Below are 14,989 nucleotides of genomic sequence, written 5' to 3'. Positions count from 1 at the left end.
CCGAGCATGCACAGGGTGCATCTCGCACCCTTTCGTGCCAACGAACGCGGCGCCGCTGTCATCAGCGGCGCCGTTTTCGTTTGTCAGTTTTGCGTCAGCGCTGCGGATGATTTCGGCGCCAGCCTGCGAGCGACCGAGTAGGCATCGTGCTCAGCAGTGGCTGTCGCGAACCCCTTCGAGCCCCTCGCTCGCAAGCGGCGTGGTGAAGGCGGCCTGCTCAGCGCGCGGCTCGGATCGTTCCGTATTCTGCCGCTTTACCTCGGCGTGGTCTTCGCGGTGTTCCGGTTCCATTGCAGCGCCTTTCGAATTGCTGCAGGACAACATCGAGGCCGCCGCGTGGTTCCCTAAAGCATGATCCGGAAAAGTGCGCAGCGGTTTTCCGAAAAGATCATGCTTGAACAACGATCTAAAGCGCGATGACGATTCATCCTCATCGCATCGCGCTTTAGGCGGGGCGATGATGCGGCTTGAACAGCCGCCCCTTCTCCACCACCAGCACGATCGCGAGCGCGGCGAGGGTCGACAGGAAGAAGCCGATCGAGAAGGGCAGCAGCGTGCCGTCGAAGCTCTGCCCGATCGCCGTGCCGACCACGATCCCGATCAGCGTCGTGATCGAGCCGTAAAGCGAAGAGGCGGTGCCGGCGATATGTCCCTGCGGCTCCATCGCGAGCGCAGTGAAGTTGGCGACCATCATGCCGAACGAGAACATCATCAGGGCGGAGAGCACCATGAACAAGGCGAGCGGCAGCACGCCGAGACTTTCCGTCAGCAGCATCACGCCGGCCACGACGGTGTAGAGCGTCAGCGCTCCGTGCGAGATCACGCGCATGCCGAGCCGTCCGACCAGCCTCGCATTGAGGAAGCCGGCAATGGCGGTGCCGGCGGCGATCACCGCGAAAGCGAGCGGGAAGTAGTGGCCGAGATGATAGATGCCGGTGAAGACCTGCTGGGCGCAGAAGACATAGGCAAAGAGTGCGCCGAAGACGCTGCCGGCGGCAGTGGCATAGCCGATGGTCTGGCGATTGGTCAGGGTCTGCCGAAACGCGGAGAGCACGTCGGCGGGTGCCAGCGACCGGCGCTCGGATTCGGGAAGGGTTTCAGGCAGCCGCAGCACGCACCATGCGAGCGCGAGCAGCCCGTAGAGCATCAGCACCACGAAGATGCCGCGCCAGGCCGTCACCAGCAGTACCGCCTGTCCGAACGAGGGGGCGATCACGGGCACCGCGATGAACACCATCATGGCAAGCGACATCACGCTCGCCATGCGGCGACCGACATAGCAGTCGCGCACGATCGACGTCGCGATCACGCGCGTCGCCGCGGTGCCGAGTCCTTGCAACGCACGCGCCAGCAGCAGCGTCTCGAACGAGGGCGCTGCGACCGCCAGCACGCTCGCGACCGCATAGACCGCCATGCCGCCGAGCAGCACCGGCCGGCGGCCGAAGCGGTCCGACAGGGGGCCCATGACGAATTGGCCGGCGCCGAAGCCGATCAGGAACGTCGACAGCACCAGCTGGAGGTGGTTCGCGACGGGAATGTTGAGGGCAGTGCCGATGCTGGGCAGCGCCGGCAGCATCATGTCCATCGCAAGCGGATTGAGCGCCATGATGGACGCGATCACGATGACGAATTCTGGAAAACCCATCGGGCGGTGTCCCGCGGACACCCAATCGTCGGCATTGACGTCGGACAAGAAGATTACCCCTGAAATCGAGCGACTTTATCTCCGTGCATGCTGCGTTGCACAACCCATGTTTCGGGATGGCTGGCAGGCGGAGCAGGTCCGGACAAGATTTGGTGAGAGCCGTCGGAGCGGAAGCGCAAATGAGGTCAGCGGGTGCTGCGGGCCCGCTCAATCTCGTCCTTGCCGGTGAAGTGATAATAGAGGGTCTTCCTGGTGACGCCGGCCTTCTCGGCGAGCGTATCCATGCTCACTTGTCCTGCTCTTCACCGCGCTCATATGCTTCTGGATTCTGCCGCTCGATTTAGCGCGAAGCGAAAGCGTCTGGCCGGACGTTACGGTCCATGACGCGGTCGTCCCCGGGCCGAGCACGGCCTGCCCTCAGCTCCGTTGGTGCGGGCAGCCGGGGTCGAACCGGCACAGCGCTTGCGCACCGAGGGATTTTAAGTCCCTTGCGTCTACCAATTCCGCCATGCCCGCTTGATCCAACGAGATCAAACACTTAAGTCCATCTCCGGCCGTCTGGAATTGGCGCGTTGCGTACCCGGAGGGACGGTTCTTCCTTAAGCGAGGCGGACGCACAAGGCAAAGCCTCAATCCGGACAACTGTTGTTGCTTTAGGCATTCTCAATCCACGGGGGCTATTCATTCGGCATGGCGGCTTCGTTTTCCTCTTCGCTGCGCGGCTTTGGCGCGCTCCTCGCGCTGCTTGCGGCCGGCGCCGCGCTGTCCGGCTGCGCCGGCATGAGCGAGACGATCGCGCCGGCCTTTGCCGATCCCGCCAGATACGAATTGTACGACTGCAAGCAGCTGCAGGCTGAGCGCAAGCTGCTCGCCAAGCGCACCAATGAGTTGCAGAAGTTGATGCAGAAGGCCGAGACGGGGACGGGTGGCGCGGTCGTATCCGAGCTTGCCTATCGCAACGACTATATTGCGGTGCGCGGGCAGTCGCAGTTGGCCGAGGAGGCCTGGAGCCGCAACAAGTGCCGGGAGACGCCTGAGGCGGCACCGCCTGCGCCGCTGCCGCTGACACCCTCCGGCAAGTCCACTTCGAAATCCGGAACAAGGTGACCTGCTGAGGCGCCGCGCCGGCGGCGCTTCGCATCAGGGCCGCCAGCCGTAGATCCAGTCCTGCCGCGCCAGCATGCGCTCGGGACCGAGCGCGCGGATCGCAAGATCGCGTGCGATCGCGAGCGGCCCGCCGAGATGATAGATCCGGCCCTGCTGCCGCGCGGTCCGCTGCACCCGAAGGACCCGCGCCCGGCGCGCTCGGCCGTATTGCGTCAGTGCGGCTGTGACGCCCTTGCTGCTCTCGGCGGCCTCAAGGCTCAAATGCCGGGCGAGCACGGCGGCATCCTCGATCGCCATGCCGGCGCCTTGGGCTGCAAAAGGCAGCATCGCATGCACGGCGTCGCCGAGCAGCGCCACCGGACCTTTGCTCCAGGGGCAGCCCTCGGGCACGCCGAACAGCGCCCATTTCCGCCAGCTGTCGACCGCGGCGAGCATCATCCGCGCCGGCTGCGGCCAGCGCGCGGCAGCAAAGGCATCCATCACCTCGAGGGGATCGCCGGGCGTGCTCCAGCCGGGCCTGTTCCATGTGCCGGGCAGCACCGCGACCACGTTGATCTGCCGTCCGCCCGCAATCGGATAGGCGACCAGATGGGCGTTCGGCCCCATCCAGAGCTGCACCCGGCGCGCGGTATGGTCCTTCGGCAGTTGCATGGCCTCGAGCGTGCCGCGCCAGGCGATCAGCCCGGAGAAGCGCGGCTGCACCTCGGGAAACAGGTGCTGGCGGACCGTCGACCAGATGCCGTCGGCGCCGATCAGGGCGCTCGCGAGATCGCTGCGGCGGATCGTGCCGCTGCGATGGACGACGGTCAGGCCCTTGGCGTGGGGCGCGACATCCTCGAAGGCTGCGCCTAGCTTCAGGTCGATGTCGGGATGATCGGCGACAGCGCCCGCCAGCGCCGATTGCAGGTCGGCGCGGTGCACCACCCAATACGGGGCGCCGGCACGCGCGGAAGCTGCTTCACCGAGCGGCATGCGCAAGAGCTCGCCGCCGGCGCGTGCGCTCATGATCGAGACCGCCTCCGGTATTACCGCGCGCAGCTTGAGGCGTTCGGTCAGGCCGAGCTCGACCAGCACCCGGCTGGCATTGGGGGAGAGCTGCAGGCCGGCGCCGACTTCCTCGAGGCGCTCGGCCTTTTCCAAAACGACGATGCGGAAGCCGCGGGCCGCGAGCGCGAGCGCGGCCGTCAGGCCACCGATACCGGCACCGGCGATGACAATCGTTCGGGAGAGCGCCACCCCTGACCGACGGAAGCGGTCAGGCCACCTTGTCCTTCAGGACGCATTCCGGCGGGCGGGCTTCGCCCGGCTTCAGGTCGGCCGCGAAGCGGTACAGCGTCGAGCAATAGGGGCAGATGATCTCGTTGTCGTTGCCGAGGTCGAGGAAGACGTGCGGATGATCGAACGGAGGGTTGGCGCCCACACACATGAACTCTTGCGAGCCGATCTCGATGACGGGAACACCGGCATCGTTATGGAAGTGCGGGACGACATGGTCGGACATCGTAACTCATCCTGGAGTGGCAATGGCGGCAGATACAATCAACAACTGACGCGGCATCTTTAAGGCGCCGCGGACCATACTTGCGGGTACAGATGATTGCTAGTCCAGCGGAACCGAAAGGTTCGCAATTGCCCCATGCTCATTTGCTCATGCAAATTCGACACAATCTTGAGGCCTGAGAGAAGCCCTTCTTTCGTCGGGGACGTTGTGTCGCAATTTTGGCAGACTATCTCTGTGGACGAGCGCAATTTGCGACGAAAGACGAATCTCAGGCGCAAGCGATCCGAAGGGACCATCCAGGCTTTCCGCATGAAGTGGCTGCGAATCAGCACAGCGTTGACCGGTATCGCGGCGTGCAGCTTCATGCTCGTGCAGGTGGCGCCGCATGCCCGTGAGGCCGGCGCGATCCTCGCTGCCCAGGATGATCCCTCCGCGCTTTCGGAGCTGAAGGTCGATGCGCTGCTGCGGCAGAATGACCGGCTGGTTCAGGACAATATCGAGGCCGCGCTCGCCGCTGGTGATACCGATCTCGCCGATAGCTTCGTTGCGCTGGCGCGCGATCGCAACATCGCGCTCCCCGACGACCTCCTGAACCGTGTCGGTGACGCCGTCAAGGTGGAGAACTCCACCTTGCATTACGCAAAGCGGTTCGCCGCCGGTCTCGTCACCGGCAACGCGGACGACGTCGCGAGCCTGTCGGGAACGGTGGCCGGAGATCTGTTCGTGATCGGCGACGTCAGGGACGTGGTGCGCGAGGGCAAGCATCTTGCCATGGGCGAGGACACCGACCGACTCGTGCTCGGGCTTGCGGCTGCCGGACTTGCGGTGACGGCGGCAACCTACGTGTCCGTCGGCGGTGCCGCGCCGGTGCGCGCCGGGCTGACGCTGGTGAAGGATGCGCGCAAGGTCGGACGGCTCGGCGAGGGGCTTGCCGCATGGGCCGGCCGGTCGGCGCGCGAGGTCGTCGACACGCCGATGCTCCGGAACGCGGTGGTATCAGGCTCGGTGCTGCGCCCTAGCCAGACCGCGAGCGCGATCAAGGCCGCGTTCCGTGCCGAGAAGGCCGGTGCGCTGGTCCGGCTCGGCAAGGACGTCACGCGTGTTGCCGAAAAGACGGGCACGCGCGGGGCGATGGACACCTTGCGCATGGCCGAAGGTCCCAAGGACGTCGCGCGCGCGGCGCGGCTTGCGGAAGCGCAGGGCGGCAAGACGCGCGCGATCATGAAGCTCCTGGGCCGGGGCGCGCTGCTGCTCATCGGCGGCGCGTTCGATCTGGCGCTCTGGCTGTTCGGCGCGGCGCTGACGCTGTTCGGCCTTCTCTCCTCCATCAAGGCGACGACCGAGCGCCTGACCCAGGCCTGGTGCGATCGCAGGCGGGCGCGGCGGCTCCGCCGGGCGCAGATCGCGGCTGACGCCGCTTTGGCGGATGCGGCCCTCAGGGTCTGAAACGCGATGAGATCGAGGTCATTCGTCGTCGCCGCCTTGGGTCATCGTTTGAGCATGATCTTCGCGCAAATGCGGTCCGCGTTTGTCGCGCGGAAAAACCGCTGCACACAATTCCGGATCATGCTCTAAGATCGACCTTCTCCCAAAGCATGATCCGGAAAAGTGCGCGGCGGTGTTCCGAAAAGATCATGCTTAAACAACAACCTGAAGTGCGATGACGATTCATCCCAATCGCATCGCGCTTTGGAGACCCGTGGAACTGATGATGCCGAGCTTTCACAACGGCGCCGTTGAAATTGCCTATCTCGACGAAGGCGAGGGCGATCCGATCATCCTGGTGCACGGCTTTGCCTCCAGCAAGAACGTGAACTGGGTCTATCCGACCTGGGTTTCGGAACTGCGCAAGAACGGCCGCCGCGTGATTGCGCTCGACAATCGCGGCCACGGCGAAAGCGCGAAGCTGTACGAGCCCGAACAGTACTCGATCCCGACCATGGCCGGCGACGTGCTCGCGCTGATGGATCACCTCGCCATCCCGCAGGCCGACATCATGGGCTATTCGATGGGTGGACGGATGGCGGCGTGGCTCTCCCTCAAGGAGCCGCAGCGCCTGCGCTCGGCGATCCTCGGCGGCATCGGCATCGGCGGCCTGATCGAGGGCACCGGACCCGGCGAGAACGTCGCCAGGGCGCTGGAAGCGCCGGAGCTCGAGGACGTCACCGATCCCGTCGGCCGCACGTTTCGCGCGTTTGCCGATCAGACGCGCTCCGACCGCCGTGCGCTCGCCGCCTGCCTGCGCGGCACGCGCGATCTCATGACCAGGGACCAGGCTGCGCGGATCGACGTGCCCGTGCTGATCGCGGTCGGCAGCACCGACGATGTCGCCGGTTCTGCCAGCGCGCTCGGCGCGATCATCCCCCGTTCCGAAGTGCTCGACATTCCCAATCGCGACCACATGCGTGCGGTCGGCGACAAGGTCTACAAGACCGGCGTGCTCGATTTCCTTTCCCGCCGCGGCTGAGTCGGCAAAGGGCCAAGAGGGTCTTCGCCTGCCAATCCCTAAAGCATGATCCGGAAAAGTGCGCAGCGGTTTTCCGAAAAGATCATGGCCTAAATTTCGGTGACGACCGATGCTTCACACCGCCCTGTCGCTGAACGCGGCGGGAAGCGTGGCGAGGAACGACATGACGCGCTGTGTGCGCAGGGGCGGGCGGCGGTTGGAGGTGCGCAGCATCCATAGGGGCTCCGCCGGCGCGCGCCAGGGCGCAAGCACTTCGACGAGGCGGCCGGCGCGCAGGTCTTCATGGACGAGCCACGCCGGCCCCCAGCCTATGCCGAACCCATTCGCGATCAAAGCGAGTGAAGCGTGCGCGTCGTCGCAAATGTGCTTGGGCTTGGGCGCGACGCGAACGGGTCCTTTGCCGCGCGGGTCGGCGAAGCGCCAGGTCAGGATCTGGCCGCTCGCGGGATTCCGGAAGCCGACGTGGTCGTGCGCGGAAAGCTCGTATGGAGTCACCGGCGCGCCGCGCGCGTTCAGATAGGCAGGCGAGGCGCAAGCGATCCAGGAGAACGTGCAAAGCCGCCGCGCCTGATGGCCGGGCGCGCGGTCGAGGGGCCCTGAGCGGATCGCGACGTCGACGCCTTCCGCCGCGAGATCGAGAATCTCGTTGCGGAATTTGACCTCGATCTCGATTTCCGGCCGCTCCCGCAGGAACGCGGGCAGGCGCGGCAGGATGCAGGCGCGCGCGAACGAGGCGGGGGCGGTCACGCGCACCCGTCCGCCATCGTCGCGCGCGACTTCGCCGAGCGCGGATTGGACACGGGCGAGACTTTCGGCCAGCGCGCGTCCCGCCGTCATCAGCCGGTCGCCTTCTTCGGTCAGCGCCAGCGAATGGGTGGAGCGATGCAAAAGCCGCAACCCGCGAGCCTGTTCCAAGCGGGCGACCGCCTTGGACATCGCCGAGGTGGTCGTCCCCGCCCGCCGCGCGGCTTCGGCGAAGGAGCCCGCCTCGACGACGCGGACGAAGGCGAGGAGACGCGAGAGGTCGGGAGGCAAGGTTGTGGACATGCAGTCAACATCATCATGGCTACGCGGTCACTACAAGAGCTCTGTCTGAACGGCTAATTACGGGGCGTCAGCGCGCATTCAGCGGCGCTGGAAACGCGGGAAGTCCGATGAACCCCATCGAAATCACTATGCAAGCCCTTGACGCCGCCGAGCGGGCGATTCCAGTCGGCCAGCCGGTCTACATGCTCAATCTGCTGCGCTACCGCACGCAGGCCCGTTACGAGGACGGATTCGAAGCCGCGCCCTGCTCAGGCCGCGAAGCCTTCGATGAACGCTACAGGCCGGCATTTCGGCGTCTGGCGGCCGGTAAGCCACTCGTGCGGGTGTTTTCCGTCCCGGTCCTGGCGAACATCGTCGGCTCGCCAGGCGAACGTTGGGACGAAGCGGCGATCAATGAATACGGCGATTTCGCCACGTTCCGCGCGATCGTCGAAACCGAGGAGTACCGTCGCGAAGTCGCCCCGCATCGCCACGCGGCGCTCGAGGATTTCCGGCTGTTCGCGCTCGCCAAGGCGATGTGAAGCATTGAGGCGACGGCCTCCGCTTTCGCCTTAAGGGAGCTGCTGACGCTCTTGTAGTTGAAGCATTTGCCTCTCCCGTGAGGGGCGGGACAGTCTTGGAAGACGAGGATAAATAGGCCGCCCAGTGAGTCGGCCACGCGCCCGAGTTAACTGGACGGCCTGTTCTTGTCCCTCTGAGCCGGGGTCGCGTGGAGCTTATTCCAGAAGTGACTTAGGACGGCGTTGATGGCCCTGTCGCTCTTATTTGACCATTTCCTTCGGAAGTCGACCATCCTCTTCACGCCAATGCGCGCTCGACGCATCATGTCGGCGCTCGCAGGCCAGGTGATCGCAGCCACTCGTTGATATGCAAGCCTGTTTCGGCCTGCCGGGCTTTGCGGATTGCATGTTCCCGCTCGATGCCGGGTGGAAGCAATTTAGCTTTCTCACGGAGGCGCAGAGCCTCTGCAGTAAGGCGTTCTTCAAGGGATGTGGCTTGTTTGATGCGCAGCTGCATGGGTTAGCCCCTTTCCAGAGGGAATGGCGGGAGCGCGTGATGGCGTTCTCATCACCGAAGAATTGCCGAGGGCCGTGCGGTGATCAATGCAATCTGTCATGTGCGATACCAGGCATATGGTCAATTTTGATCACCCTCGAAAAGTTAATGAGAACGAGATTAGGACAGTTCGTCGCCTTCGGGTCACAAGCGGCGGTCGAGGCAAATACGGTTCGACGTCCGGTCTGCCGGCGAGGGCAGACATTATCTCGCGCTCAAGCATTCTTCAGCCTGAGGTCATCGTTAGCGCGTGTCCGTGAGGCGACGCCGAGCCTCATCAGCCATCGTCCGGGGCCGGCGTTCGCTTCCGCAAGCACCTGGCCGCGCAAGACCGAGGGGCAACGTTCGCCGCGCTGGGCTAGCTCGATGACTCTCGCGGCGATGGTCTCACGAGCCCGCGCGTCGCCATTGATATGAAGATAATTGCAAACTTCCTCACAAGCTAGGGACATCGCCTCAATATCGTTGGGCTCGAATGCGCCTGCTGATACGAACGGAAGGATGACACCCATAATTCAACTCCTCTTTTAACTGGACGCCTCTTGGTTCGGCATCTTCATAACGAAGAGTCTGCGTACATCTGGAGCGAGAGTCTGAGCTTTAGTGCTCACTTGGCGGCGGAGAACACGTGCCACTAGACCGCGCCGATACGCGGTCGGAATTTTCTTGATGTTCGGTTTGTCCTAGAATGTATGCTAGTGAATAATTAAAGGCGGAAAGTATGGCCAAGGCAATGAAGAAGCGGCCCTTCGACGTCCAGGTGTTCCTCCACACCGTGGCCGGGGGGAGGACCGTTTCGAAGTATCAGAAGAATCGGAAGGTCTTCTCTCAGGGAGACCCCGGTGATGCGGTCTTCTACATACAGGAAGGCAAGGTCAAGGTTTGCGTCGTCTCCGAGCAGGGCAAGGAGGCGGTAGTCGCCCTCCACGGAAATGGGGACTTCTTTGGTGAGAGTTGCCTGAATGGGCATCCGCTGCGGGTGGCGACGGTCGTGACGGTGACGGAGTGCGTCATCATGCGGCTCGAAAAGACGGCTATCATGCGTGCGCTTCGCGACGAGCCGAAGTTTTCTGAGATGTTCATGGCTCATCTGTTGTCTAGGAACGCCCGAGTCGAGGAAGACTTGGTCGACCAGCTGTTCAATTCCAGCGAGAAACGTTTGGCGAGGGTCCTCCTCCTAATGGCGAACTTCGGCAAGGAAAGTAAGCCCGAGCCGGTCATAGCGAAGATAAGCCAGGAGACACTCGCGGAGATGGTCGGGACCACGAGGTCGCGGGTCAGCATGTTTATGAACAAGTTCCGCAAGCTTGGGTTCATCAAATATAACGGATCACTGGAGGTCCATAATTCTCTGCTGAACGTGGTGTTGCACGACAGTCCTCACCTCAGGAAGCGTGCCGAAAAGCAGAAATAGGCTAAACCCGCCGACGTTGTCTCTCTGGCTAGCTGCAGCACCAGCGTGGGGACCATCCGATGCTTCCATCTATGGCCGCTTGTGAATCTGGTAGCCCCACGACCGCTTCGGGTCACGAGCGGACGTGCAAGCGGCTCGCTCGAGAGCGCCCAGAGTCCGCCAAGGGCTGTTATCGGACTCTACTTCTTTGCCGACGCGGATAGGCTGTTGAACGCCAAGTCAGTTCTGGGTGCTTCTTTTCGATGAATGCGCTCGCTGCTCGGACGAAACCAAGCACGATGACGCTTCATCCCAATCTCATCGCGCTTTGACGTCGTCGCCAAAACGGCGCGTCAGCGCCATCAGCACCACGAAGGTGGCGACCCACACCATCCGCGCGCCGTAGCGGTCGTGCGGGCCGGAGATCACGCCGCAGATGAAGGCGTTGCCGAGCAACGCCAGCGTCACCGTCGCGGCCAGCAGCGTCAGGTCGTCCAGCCGGCGCTTCGCCAGCGCATGCGCAAGCAACCAAACCAGCGCCAGCATCGAGGCCAGCGCGACGGGGACATGCAGCCAGTTGACGTAGTCGAAATTGATGTCCCAGTGCTGCTGCCGCGCCGCCCGCATCGGCGCAACCTGCGCGGGGATGTAGCGCTCGATGATGCCGTAGGTGTGCGGGATCCAGCCATTGGTGCCTTCGCCGGTCGCCACATGCAGCAATTGCTGTCCCATCGCGCGCAACGCCGCGCCGGCTTGCCAGGCCGGATAGTCCGCGAGCGAATGCACGACGATGTAGCCCATCTCCTCGTTCATGCCTTCGAAGCGGCCGAGCGTGTTGAACATGCTCTTGCCCCACAGGAATTCGTCGGCGGTCGCCGGCAGCTCGTTGCGATAGGGGCAGAGCTTGTAGCGTTCGCGGGGGCAATGGTCGTTGAGATAGCGCGCAACGATGCCATCCTGCAGCATGCGGCCGAAGGCGACGCCATAGCCGCCGGGCGTCCAGGCCAGCTTGCCGGACAGCGCGTAGTTTGCCGACACCAGCATCAGGCCGCCCGCAACGATGGTGAGGCTCGCCTGTGTCAATCCGGCAAGCGGAAGCCGCTTGCCCACGAACGGCCGTGCCATCCAGCCCGCGGCGCAAAGACCGAGCAGCACGCCGAGCGTGGCGCTGTGGGTTGCGGCGGCAAAGGCGGTGAAGGCGAACAGGGCGATCTTTTCGAGCCGCGACGTGCGCTGTCCTCCGATGACAAGCAGGAACAGCGACAGCACCGAGAGTCCTGCAAAGATGTCGGTGAGCAGCAGGCTCGCAAGCCAGGGCAGCGCGGTCGACAGGATCAGGCAGAGGCTGATCGCGACGAAGCGGAAGGTCTGCATCAATCCGAGCACACGAAGCGTGAGCTGCAGCAGCCACAGCGTCGCCAGCGACTGGACGGCGAGGTTGATCCAGAAGCCGAAACTCTCGCCATAGTGCAGATAGAGGCCGAACACCGTGGAGCGGCTTGGGACGAGATAGCCCTCGTACCAGCGCGCCAGATAGCCGCCGGTATCCCATTGCAACAGCGGATAGCCGTTCCAGAACGCCGGCGCGATCATCAGGAGGGGCAGGGCCGCCGCCGCGAGCCGCAGCCACAACGAGCCCGCGGCGCGTGCGCGCAATTGATCGGTGGTGATGGTCAAATCGGTTCCGTGCCCCTCGTTCGGACCTCGCCTGCAATAGCGGCTCGGAGCGAATTCACCAATAGTTTGATGCCGCCCCGCTTGAATTTGGCAGAACTCTGACCACTTTGAGCCGACCTTGCCGCTTGGGGGCGTCAGAAGAAATGCTTGTGTTTCAAAGCCTTGGCGTACCCCCGCGGGGCAAGGGGCTGTTCACTCTCAGGCAAGCCCGTCAGGACTTTGTCGCCTAGACTGTGCTATACAGCCGGTAAAAGAGGCCAATTCGAGAGAGCAAATCGCATGGCAGTGCATCAGGTCAATCCGGGAGGAAAGCTCGCATCGCTCGATCCGATCTGGGACCGGATTCGGGGCGAGGCGGAGGACATCGTCCACCGCGAGCCCGAGCTTGCGACCTTCATCTATTCGACGGTGCTGCACCACAGCCGCCTCGAAGACTCCGTGGTCCATCGCGTCGCCGACCGGCTCGATCACTCCGCGCTGTCGGGCGATCTGGTGCGCCAGACCTTTGACGAGGCGCTGCGCGACGATCCCGATCTCGGCAACGCCTTCCGCGCCGATCTCGTCGCCGTCTACGATCGCGATCCCGCGACCTCGCGCTTCATCGATCCCTTGCTCTACTTCAAGGGCTTTCACGCCATCCAGACCCATCGCCTCGCGCACTGGCTCTATCTGAAGGGCCGCAAGGACTTTGCGTACTATCTGCAGAGCCGCGCTTCCGCGGTGTTTCAGACCGACATCAATCCCGCCGCGCGCATCGGCCGCGGCATCTTCCTTGACCACGCCACCGGTTTCGTCTGCGGCGAGACCGCGGTGATCGAGGACGACGTCTCGATCCTGCATGGCGTCACCCTCGGCGGCACCGGCAAGGAGAATGAGGACCGTCATCCGAAGATCCGCCATGGCGTGCTGATCGGCGCCGGCGCGAAGATCCTCGGCAACATCGAGATCGGCCATTGCGCCCGCATCGCCGCCGGCTCGGTCGTGGTCAAGCCGGTGCCGCACAACGTCACGGTTGCAGGCGTGCCCGCCAAGATCGTCGGCGAAGCCGGCTGCGCCGAGCCGTCGCGCACCATGGATCAGATGATCAACGCCATGGGGCTTTGAGACCGGGCTTTGATGTTGTGAAGGGCCGGATTCTCCGGCTCTTGTCGTCCCCAAATTCTTTGGCAATTCATGCTGGCGGTTCGTCGCGTCTCGTCCTAAAACCCCGCCACGTTAGATTTCGATTGGAGACTTGCCGTGGACGTCAAGGAAGTAAGGAAGCTCGACGCGTATTTGAAGCGCGTATTCGGCAATCCCAAGATCCGCGTCGTGCCGCGGCCGAAGAAGGACGATTCCGCCGAAGTCTATATCGGCGAGGAATTCATCGGCGTGCTTTTCGTCGACGACGAGGACGATGATCGCTCGTTCCAGTTCCAGATGGCGATCCTCGAGGACGATCTCGTCGATCAGGAGTAGAGCAGGCGCCTTGCAGTGCCTCGGAGTCACGCATCCATCGCTCCGAGCATGTCGGGAATCGTGACAAACTTCTCCCGGGGCTTGCCGAGCGCGGCTCCCCTGCGCTTCTCGGCCGCGTCGATCGTGCGCCAATCCGGATAGCTCACGATGCGTGCGACGCGGCCGGTCAGGCGCGCAAGCAGTGCGTCAGGCGTATCCGAGCGCGGCCGTCGATGGGTGATATCCGCCAGGACGGCCTCTGCGGTCGCAATCCCGCAGCCGCGATTGGTGCCGATCGTGCCGTTCGGTCCGCGCTTGCTCCATCCGCAGACATAGAGGCCCTCGATCACCGAACCATCGACCGCGACACGTCCGTCGACGTTCGCATGCACGCCGCGATGCGCGTCATAGGGAACCCCAGCCACCGGCGTGGTCTTCCGGCCGACGCTGCTGAGCGAGAGGCCGCATGCGATGTCCTCGATAGCGCCCGATTCCTGCTTGAACGCGATGGCCTCCAGGCGGCCTCGTCCTCGGAGCGCGACAGGTGACAGACGAAATCGAAAAACGCAGCGCCGCGGCTTCGTCACGGACGTCTGCGAGAACGCGCGCAGCAACGACAATTTTTCGGTCAGCTCCGGATCGTCGGGAGATCGCGGCTCGAATTCATCGGAGCTGACGTTGCGCATGTCGACGCATGTGTCGAGTTCGAGAAAGTCACGCAATTCCTTTGCGGTGAACCTGGCCTGCGCCGGTCCGCCGCGGCCGACGACGTGGATTTCGCGGATCCGGCTCTCAGCCAGCACGTCGAGCGCGTGACGCGCGATGTCGGTCCGGCGCAGCTCGTCCGCGGTCTTGGCTAGGATGCGCGCCACGTCGAGGGCGACGTTGCCATGGCCGATGACGATCGCGGTCTCATGATGAAGATCGAACCGCAGATCCGCAAACTGTGGATGCCCGTTGTACCACGCGACAAAATCGCCCGCCGTGTGGCTGCCCGGAAGTGCTTCGCCGGGGATGTCGAGCGCCCGGCTCAGTTCCGCGCCTGTCGCGAGCACGACGGCGTCATAGGCCTCGCGCAGCTCGTCGATCGTGAGATCGTCTCCGATCGTGACGCCGCCGATGAAGCGAAACCCGGGCATCGCGGCGATCCGGTCGAAGGCCGTTGTGACCTGCTTGAGCTTCGGATGGTCGGGGGCCACGCCGAACCGCACCAGCCCGTACGGCACCGGGAGCCGTTCGAACATGTCGACAGTCAAGGGCACGCCCGAGCGCAACAGGGCCTCGGTGGTGTAGAAGCCGCTTGGTCCGCTGCCGACGACGGCGATGCGGTTTTCGTTTGCGGCGGACCCCGTCATCGGCCCAGCGCCCGCCTGCGTTCATCGGCCCCCGGCAGAGCCGGCAGGCGCGCACCGATGACGGGAGTCTCGGTCGCGCGCTTGCGGTTGACGTCGATCCAGTGCTTCTTGTCCGCGGCGAGGCGATAGTCGGGCTCGATCGCGCCGACCGGGCATGCCGGCGCGCAGCCGCCGCAATCGATGCAGTTTTCCGGATCGATGTAGGTCATGGCGTCGTCGACGTGGAAGCACTCCACGGGGCAGACGGTAACGCATTCGGTGTATCGGCAGCCGCGGCAATTGTCGGTGACCACATATGTCATCG

Annotated in this window: 18 protein-coding genes and 1 tRNA gene; 7 read left to right on the top strand and 12 right to left on the bottom strand. The window is 64.0% G+C overall.

What is annotated here, in order from left to right; all coding sequences use genetic code 11:
- Positions 1 to 150: 150 nt before the first annotated feature.
- The 4 genes from ACSHT2_RS08490 to ACSHT2_RS08475 form a co-directional block, all read right to left on the bottom strand.
- Positions 151 to 402: a hypothetical protein gene (locus tag ACSHT2_RS08490; protein ID WP_440641169.1), complete on the bottom strand. Its 252-nt coding sequence runs from the start codon at positions 400 to 402 to the stop codon at positions 151 to 153.
- Positions 403 to 445: 43 nt separating this feature from the next.
- Positions 446 to 1,693 carry a multidrug effflux MFS transporter gene (locus ACSHT2_RS08485; RefSeq protein WP_440641168.1) on the bottom strand — a complete coding sequence of 416 codons (1,248 nt, stop codon included), beginning with the start codon at positions 1,691 to 1,693 and terminating at the stop codon, positions 446 to 448.
- A 137-nt stretch (positions 1,694 to 1,830) separates the two neighbouring features.
- Positions 1,831 to 1,929: a TetR family transcriptional regulator gene (locus ACSHT2_RS08480; RefSeq protein WP_440641167.1), complete on the bottom strand. Its 99-nt coding sequence runs from the start codon at positions 1,927 to 1,929 to the stop codon at positions 1,831 to 1,833.
- Positions 1,930 to 2,072: 143 nt separating this feature from the next.
- Positions 2,073 to 2,161: transfer RNA gene (locus tag ACSHT2_RS08475), tRNA-Leu, on the bottom strand.
- 174 nt (positions 2,162 to 2,335) lie between these two features.
- On the opposite strand from ACSHT2_RS08475, the gene ACSHT2_RS08470 reads away from it, so the two are divergent.
- Complete coding sequence (locus tag ACSHT2_RS08470) at positions 2,336 to 2,752, top strand: twin-arginine translocation pathway signal (protein WP_440641166.1); 417 nt, start codon at positions 2,336 to 2,338, stop codon at positions 2,750 to 2,752.
- Between the two features lie 33 nt (positions 2,753 to 2,785).
- Here the strand turns inward: ACSHT2_RS08470 and ACSHT2_RS08465 are convergent, their stop codons facing one another.
- Complete coding sequence (locus ACSHT2_RS08465) at positions 2,786 to 3,988, bottom strand: FAD-dependent monooxygenase (RefSeq protein WP_440641165.1); 1,203 nt, start codon at positions 3,986 to 3,988, stop codon at positions 2,786 to 2,788.
- 19 nt (positions 3,989 to 4,007) lie between these two features.
- Positions 4,008 to 4,253, bottom strand: a complete 246-nt coding sequence (locus ACSHT2_RS08460; protein ID WP_008562814.1) for a zinc-finger domain-containing protein — start codon at positions 4,251 to 4,253, stop codon at positions 4,008 to 4,010.
- A 309-nt stretch (positions 4,254 to 4,562) separates the two neighbouring features.
- On the opposite strand from ACSHT2_RS08460, the gene ACSHT2_RS08455 reads away from it, so the two are divergent.
- Positions 4,563 to 5,699 (top strand): hypothetical protein, encoded by a 1,137-nt coding sequence (locus ACSHT2_RS08455; RefSeq protein WP_440641164.1) that lies wholly within the window; start codon positions 4,563 to 4,565, stop codon positions 5,697 to 5,699.
- A 265-nt stretch (positions 5,700 to 5,964) separates the two neighbouring features.
- Positions 5,965 to 6,720: an alpha/beta fold hydrolase gene (locus tag ACSHT2_RS08450; protein ID WP_440642800.1), complete on the top strand. Its 756-nt coding sequence runs from the start codon at positions 5,965 to 5,967 to the stop codon at positions 6,718 to 6,720.
- A gap of 114 nt (positions 6,721 to 6,834) precedes the next feature.
- Here the strand turns inward: ACSHT2_RS08450 and ACSHT2_RS08445 are convergent, their stop codons facing one another.
- Positions 6,835 to 7,767 (bottom strand): LysR family transcriptional regulator, encoded by a 933-nt coding sequence (locus ACSHT2_RS08445; RefSeq protein ID WP_440641163.1) that lies wholly within the window; start codon positions 7,765 to 7,767, stop codon positions 6,835 to 6,837.
- 107 nt (positions 7,768 to 7,874) lie between these two features.
- On the opposite strand from ACSHT2_RS08445, the gene ACSHT2_RS08440 reads away from it, so the two are divergent.
- Positions 7,875 to 8,288 (top strand): hypothetical protein, encoded by a 414-nt coding sequence (locus tag ACSHT2_RS08440; protein WP_028177305.1) that lies wholly within the window; start codon positions 7,875 to 7,877, stop codon positions 8,286 to 8,288.
- Positions 8,289 to 8,589: 301 nt separating this feature from the next.
- Here the strand turns inward: ACSHT2_RS08440 and ACSHT2_RS08435 are convergent, their stop codons facing one another.
- On the bottom strand, positions 8,590 to 8,784 hold the full coding sequence (locus ACSHT2_RS08435) for a hypothetical protein (RefSeq protein ID WP_440641162.1): 195 nt from the start codon (positions 8,782 to 8,784) through the stop codon (positions 8,590 to 8,592).
- Between the two features lie 254 nt (positions 8,785 to 9,038).
- Positions 9,039 to 9,335: a hypothetical protein gene (locus ACSHT2_RS08430; protein WP_440641161.1), complete on the bottom strand. Its 297-nt coding sequence runs from the start codon at positions 9,333 to 9,335 to the stop codon at positions 9,039 to 9,041.
- A 209-nt stretch (positions 9,336 to 9,544) separates the two neighbouring features.
- Between ACSHT2_RS08430 and ACSHT2_RS08425 the strand changes: the two genes are divergently transcribed.
- Positions 9,545 to 10,237 carry a Crp/Fnr family transcriptional regulator gene (locus tag ACSHT2_RS08425; protein WP_440641160.1) on the top strand — a complete coding sequence of 231 codons (693 nt, stop codon included), beginning with the start codon at positions 9,545 to 9,547 and terminating at the stop codon, positions 10,235 to 10,237.
- Positions 10,238 to 10,534: 297 nt separating this feature from the next.
- Here ACSHT2_RS08425 and ACSHT2_RS08420 read toward each other — a convergent pair whose 3' ends face one another.
- A complete protein-coding gene (locus ACSHT2_RS08420; RefSeq protein ID WP_440641159.1) occupies positions 10,535 to 11,893 on the bottom strand; it encodes a hypothetical protein in 1,359 nt (452 codons plus the stop codon).
- Positions 11,894 to 12,172: 279 nt separating this feature from the next.
- Between ACSHT2_RS08420 and cysE the strand changes: the two genes are divergently transcribed.
- Both cysE and ACSHT2_RS08410 read left to right on the top strand, forming a co-directional pair.
- On the top strand, positions 12,173 to 12,997 hold the full coding sequence (gene cysE / locus ACSHT2_RS08415) for a serine O-acetyltransferase (protein ID WP_028180886.1): 825 nt from the start codon (positions 12,173 to 12,175) through the stop codon (positions 12,995 to 12,997).
- A gap of 135 nt (positions 12,998 to 13,132) precedes the next feature.
- Positions 13,133 to 13,351 carry a DUF3126 family protein gene (locus tag ACSHT2_RS08410; protein ID WP_007602550.1) on the top strand — a complete coding sequence of 73 codons (219 nt, stop codon included), beginning with the start codon at positions 13,133 to 13,135 and terminating at the stop codon, positions 13,349 to 13,351.
- Positions 13,352 to 13,377: 26 nt separating this feature from the next.
- On the opposite strand, the gene ACSHT2_RS08405 is transcribed toward ACSHT2_RS08410, so the two are convergent.
- The gene (locus ACSHT2_RS08405) at positions 13,378 to 14,685 is read right to left on the bottom strand and encodes an FAD-dependent oxidoreductase (protein WP_440641158.1); all 1,308 of its coding nucleotides are present in this window, start codon (positions 14,683 to 14,685) and stop codon (positions 13,378 to 13,380) included.
- Positions 14,682 to 14,987, bottom strand: a complete 306-nt coding sequence (locus ACSHT2_RS08400; RefSeq protein ID WP_440641157.1) for a 4Fe-4S dicluster domain-containing protein — start codon at positions 14,985 to 14,987, stop codon at positions 14,682 to 14,684. Before ACSHT2_RS08400 ends, ACSHT2_RS08405 begins: the two co-directional genes overlap by 4 nt.
- Positions 14,988 to 14,989 lie beyond the last annotated feature (2 nt).

Source organism: Bradyrhizobium sp. PUT101, assembly GCF_052043945.1.
GTDB lineage: Bacteria > Pseudomonadota > Alphaproteobacteria > Rhizobiales > Xanthobacteraceae > Bradyrhizobium.
Note: the sequence above shows the minus strand (reverse complement) of the source record. Positions and strands in the feature narration are given on the sequence as shown.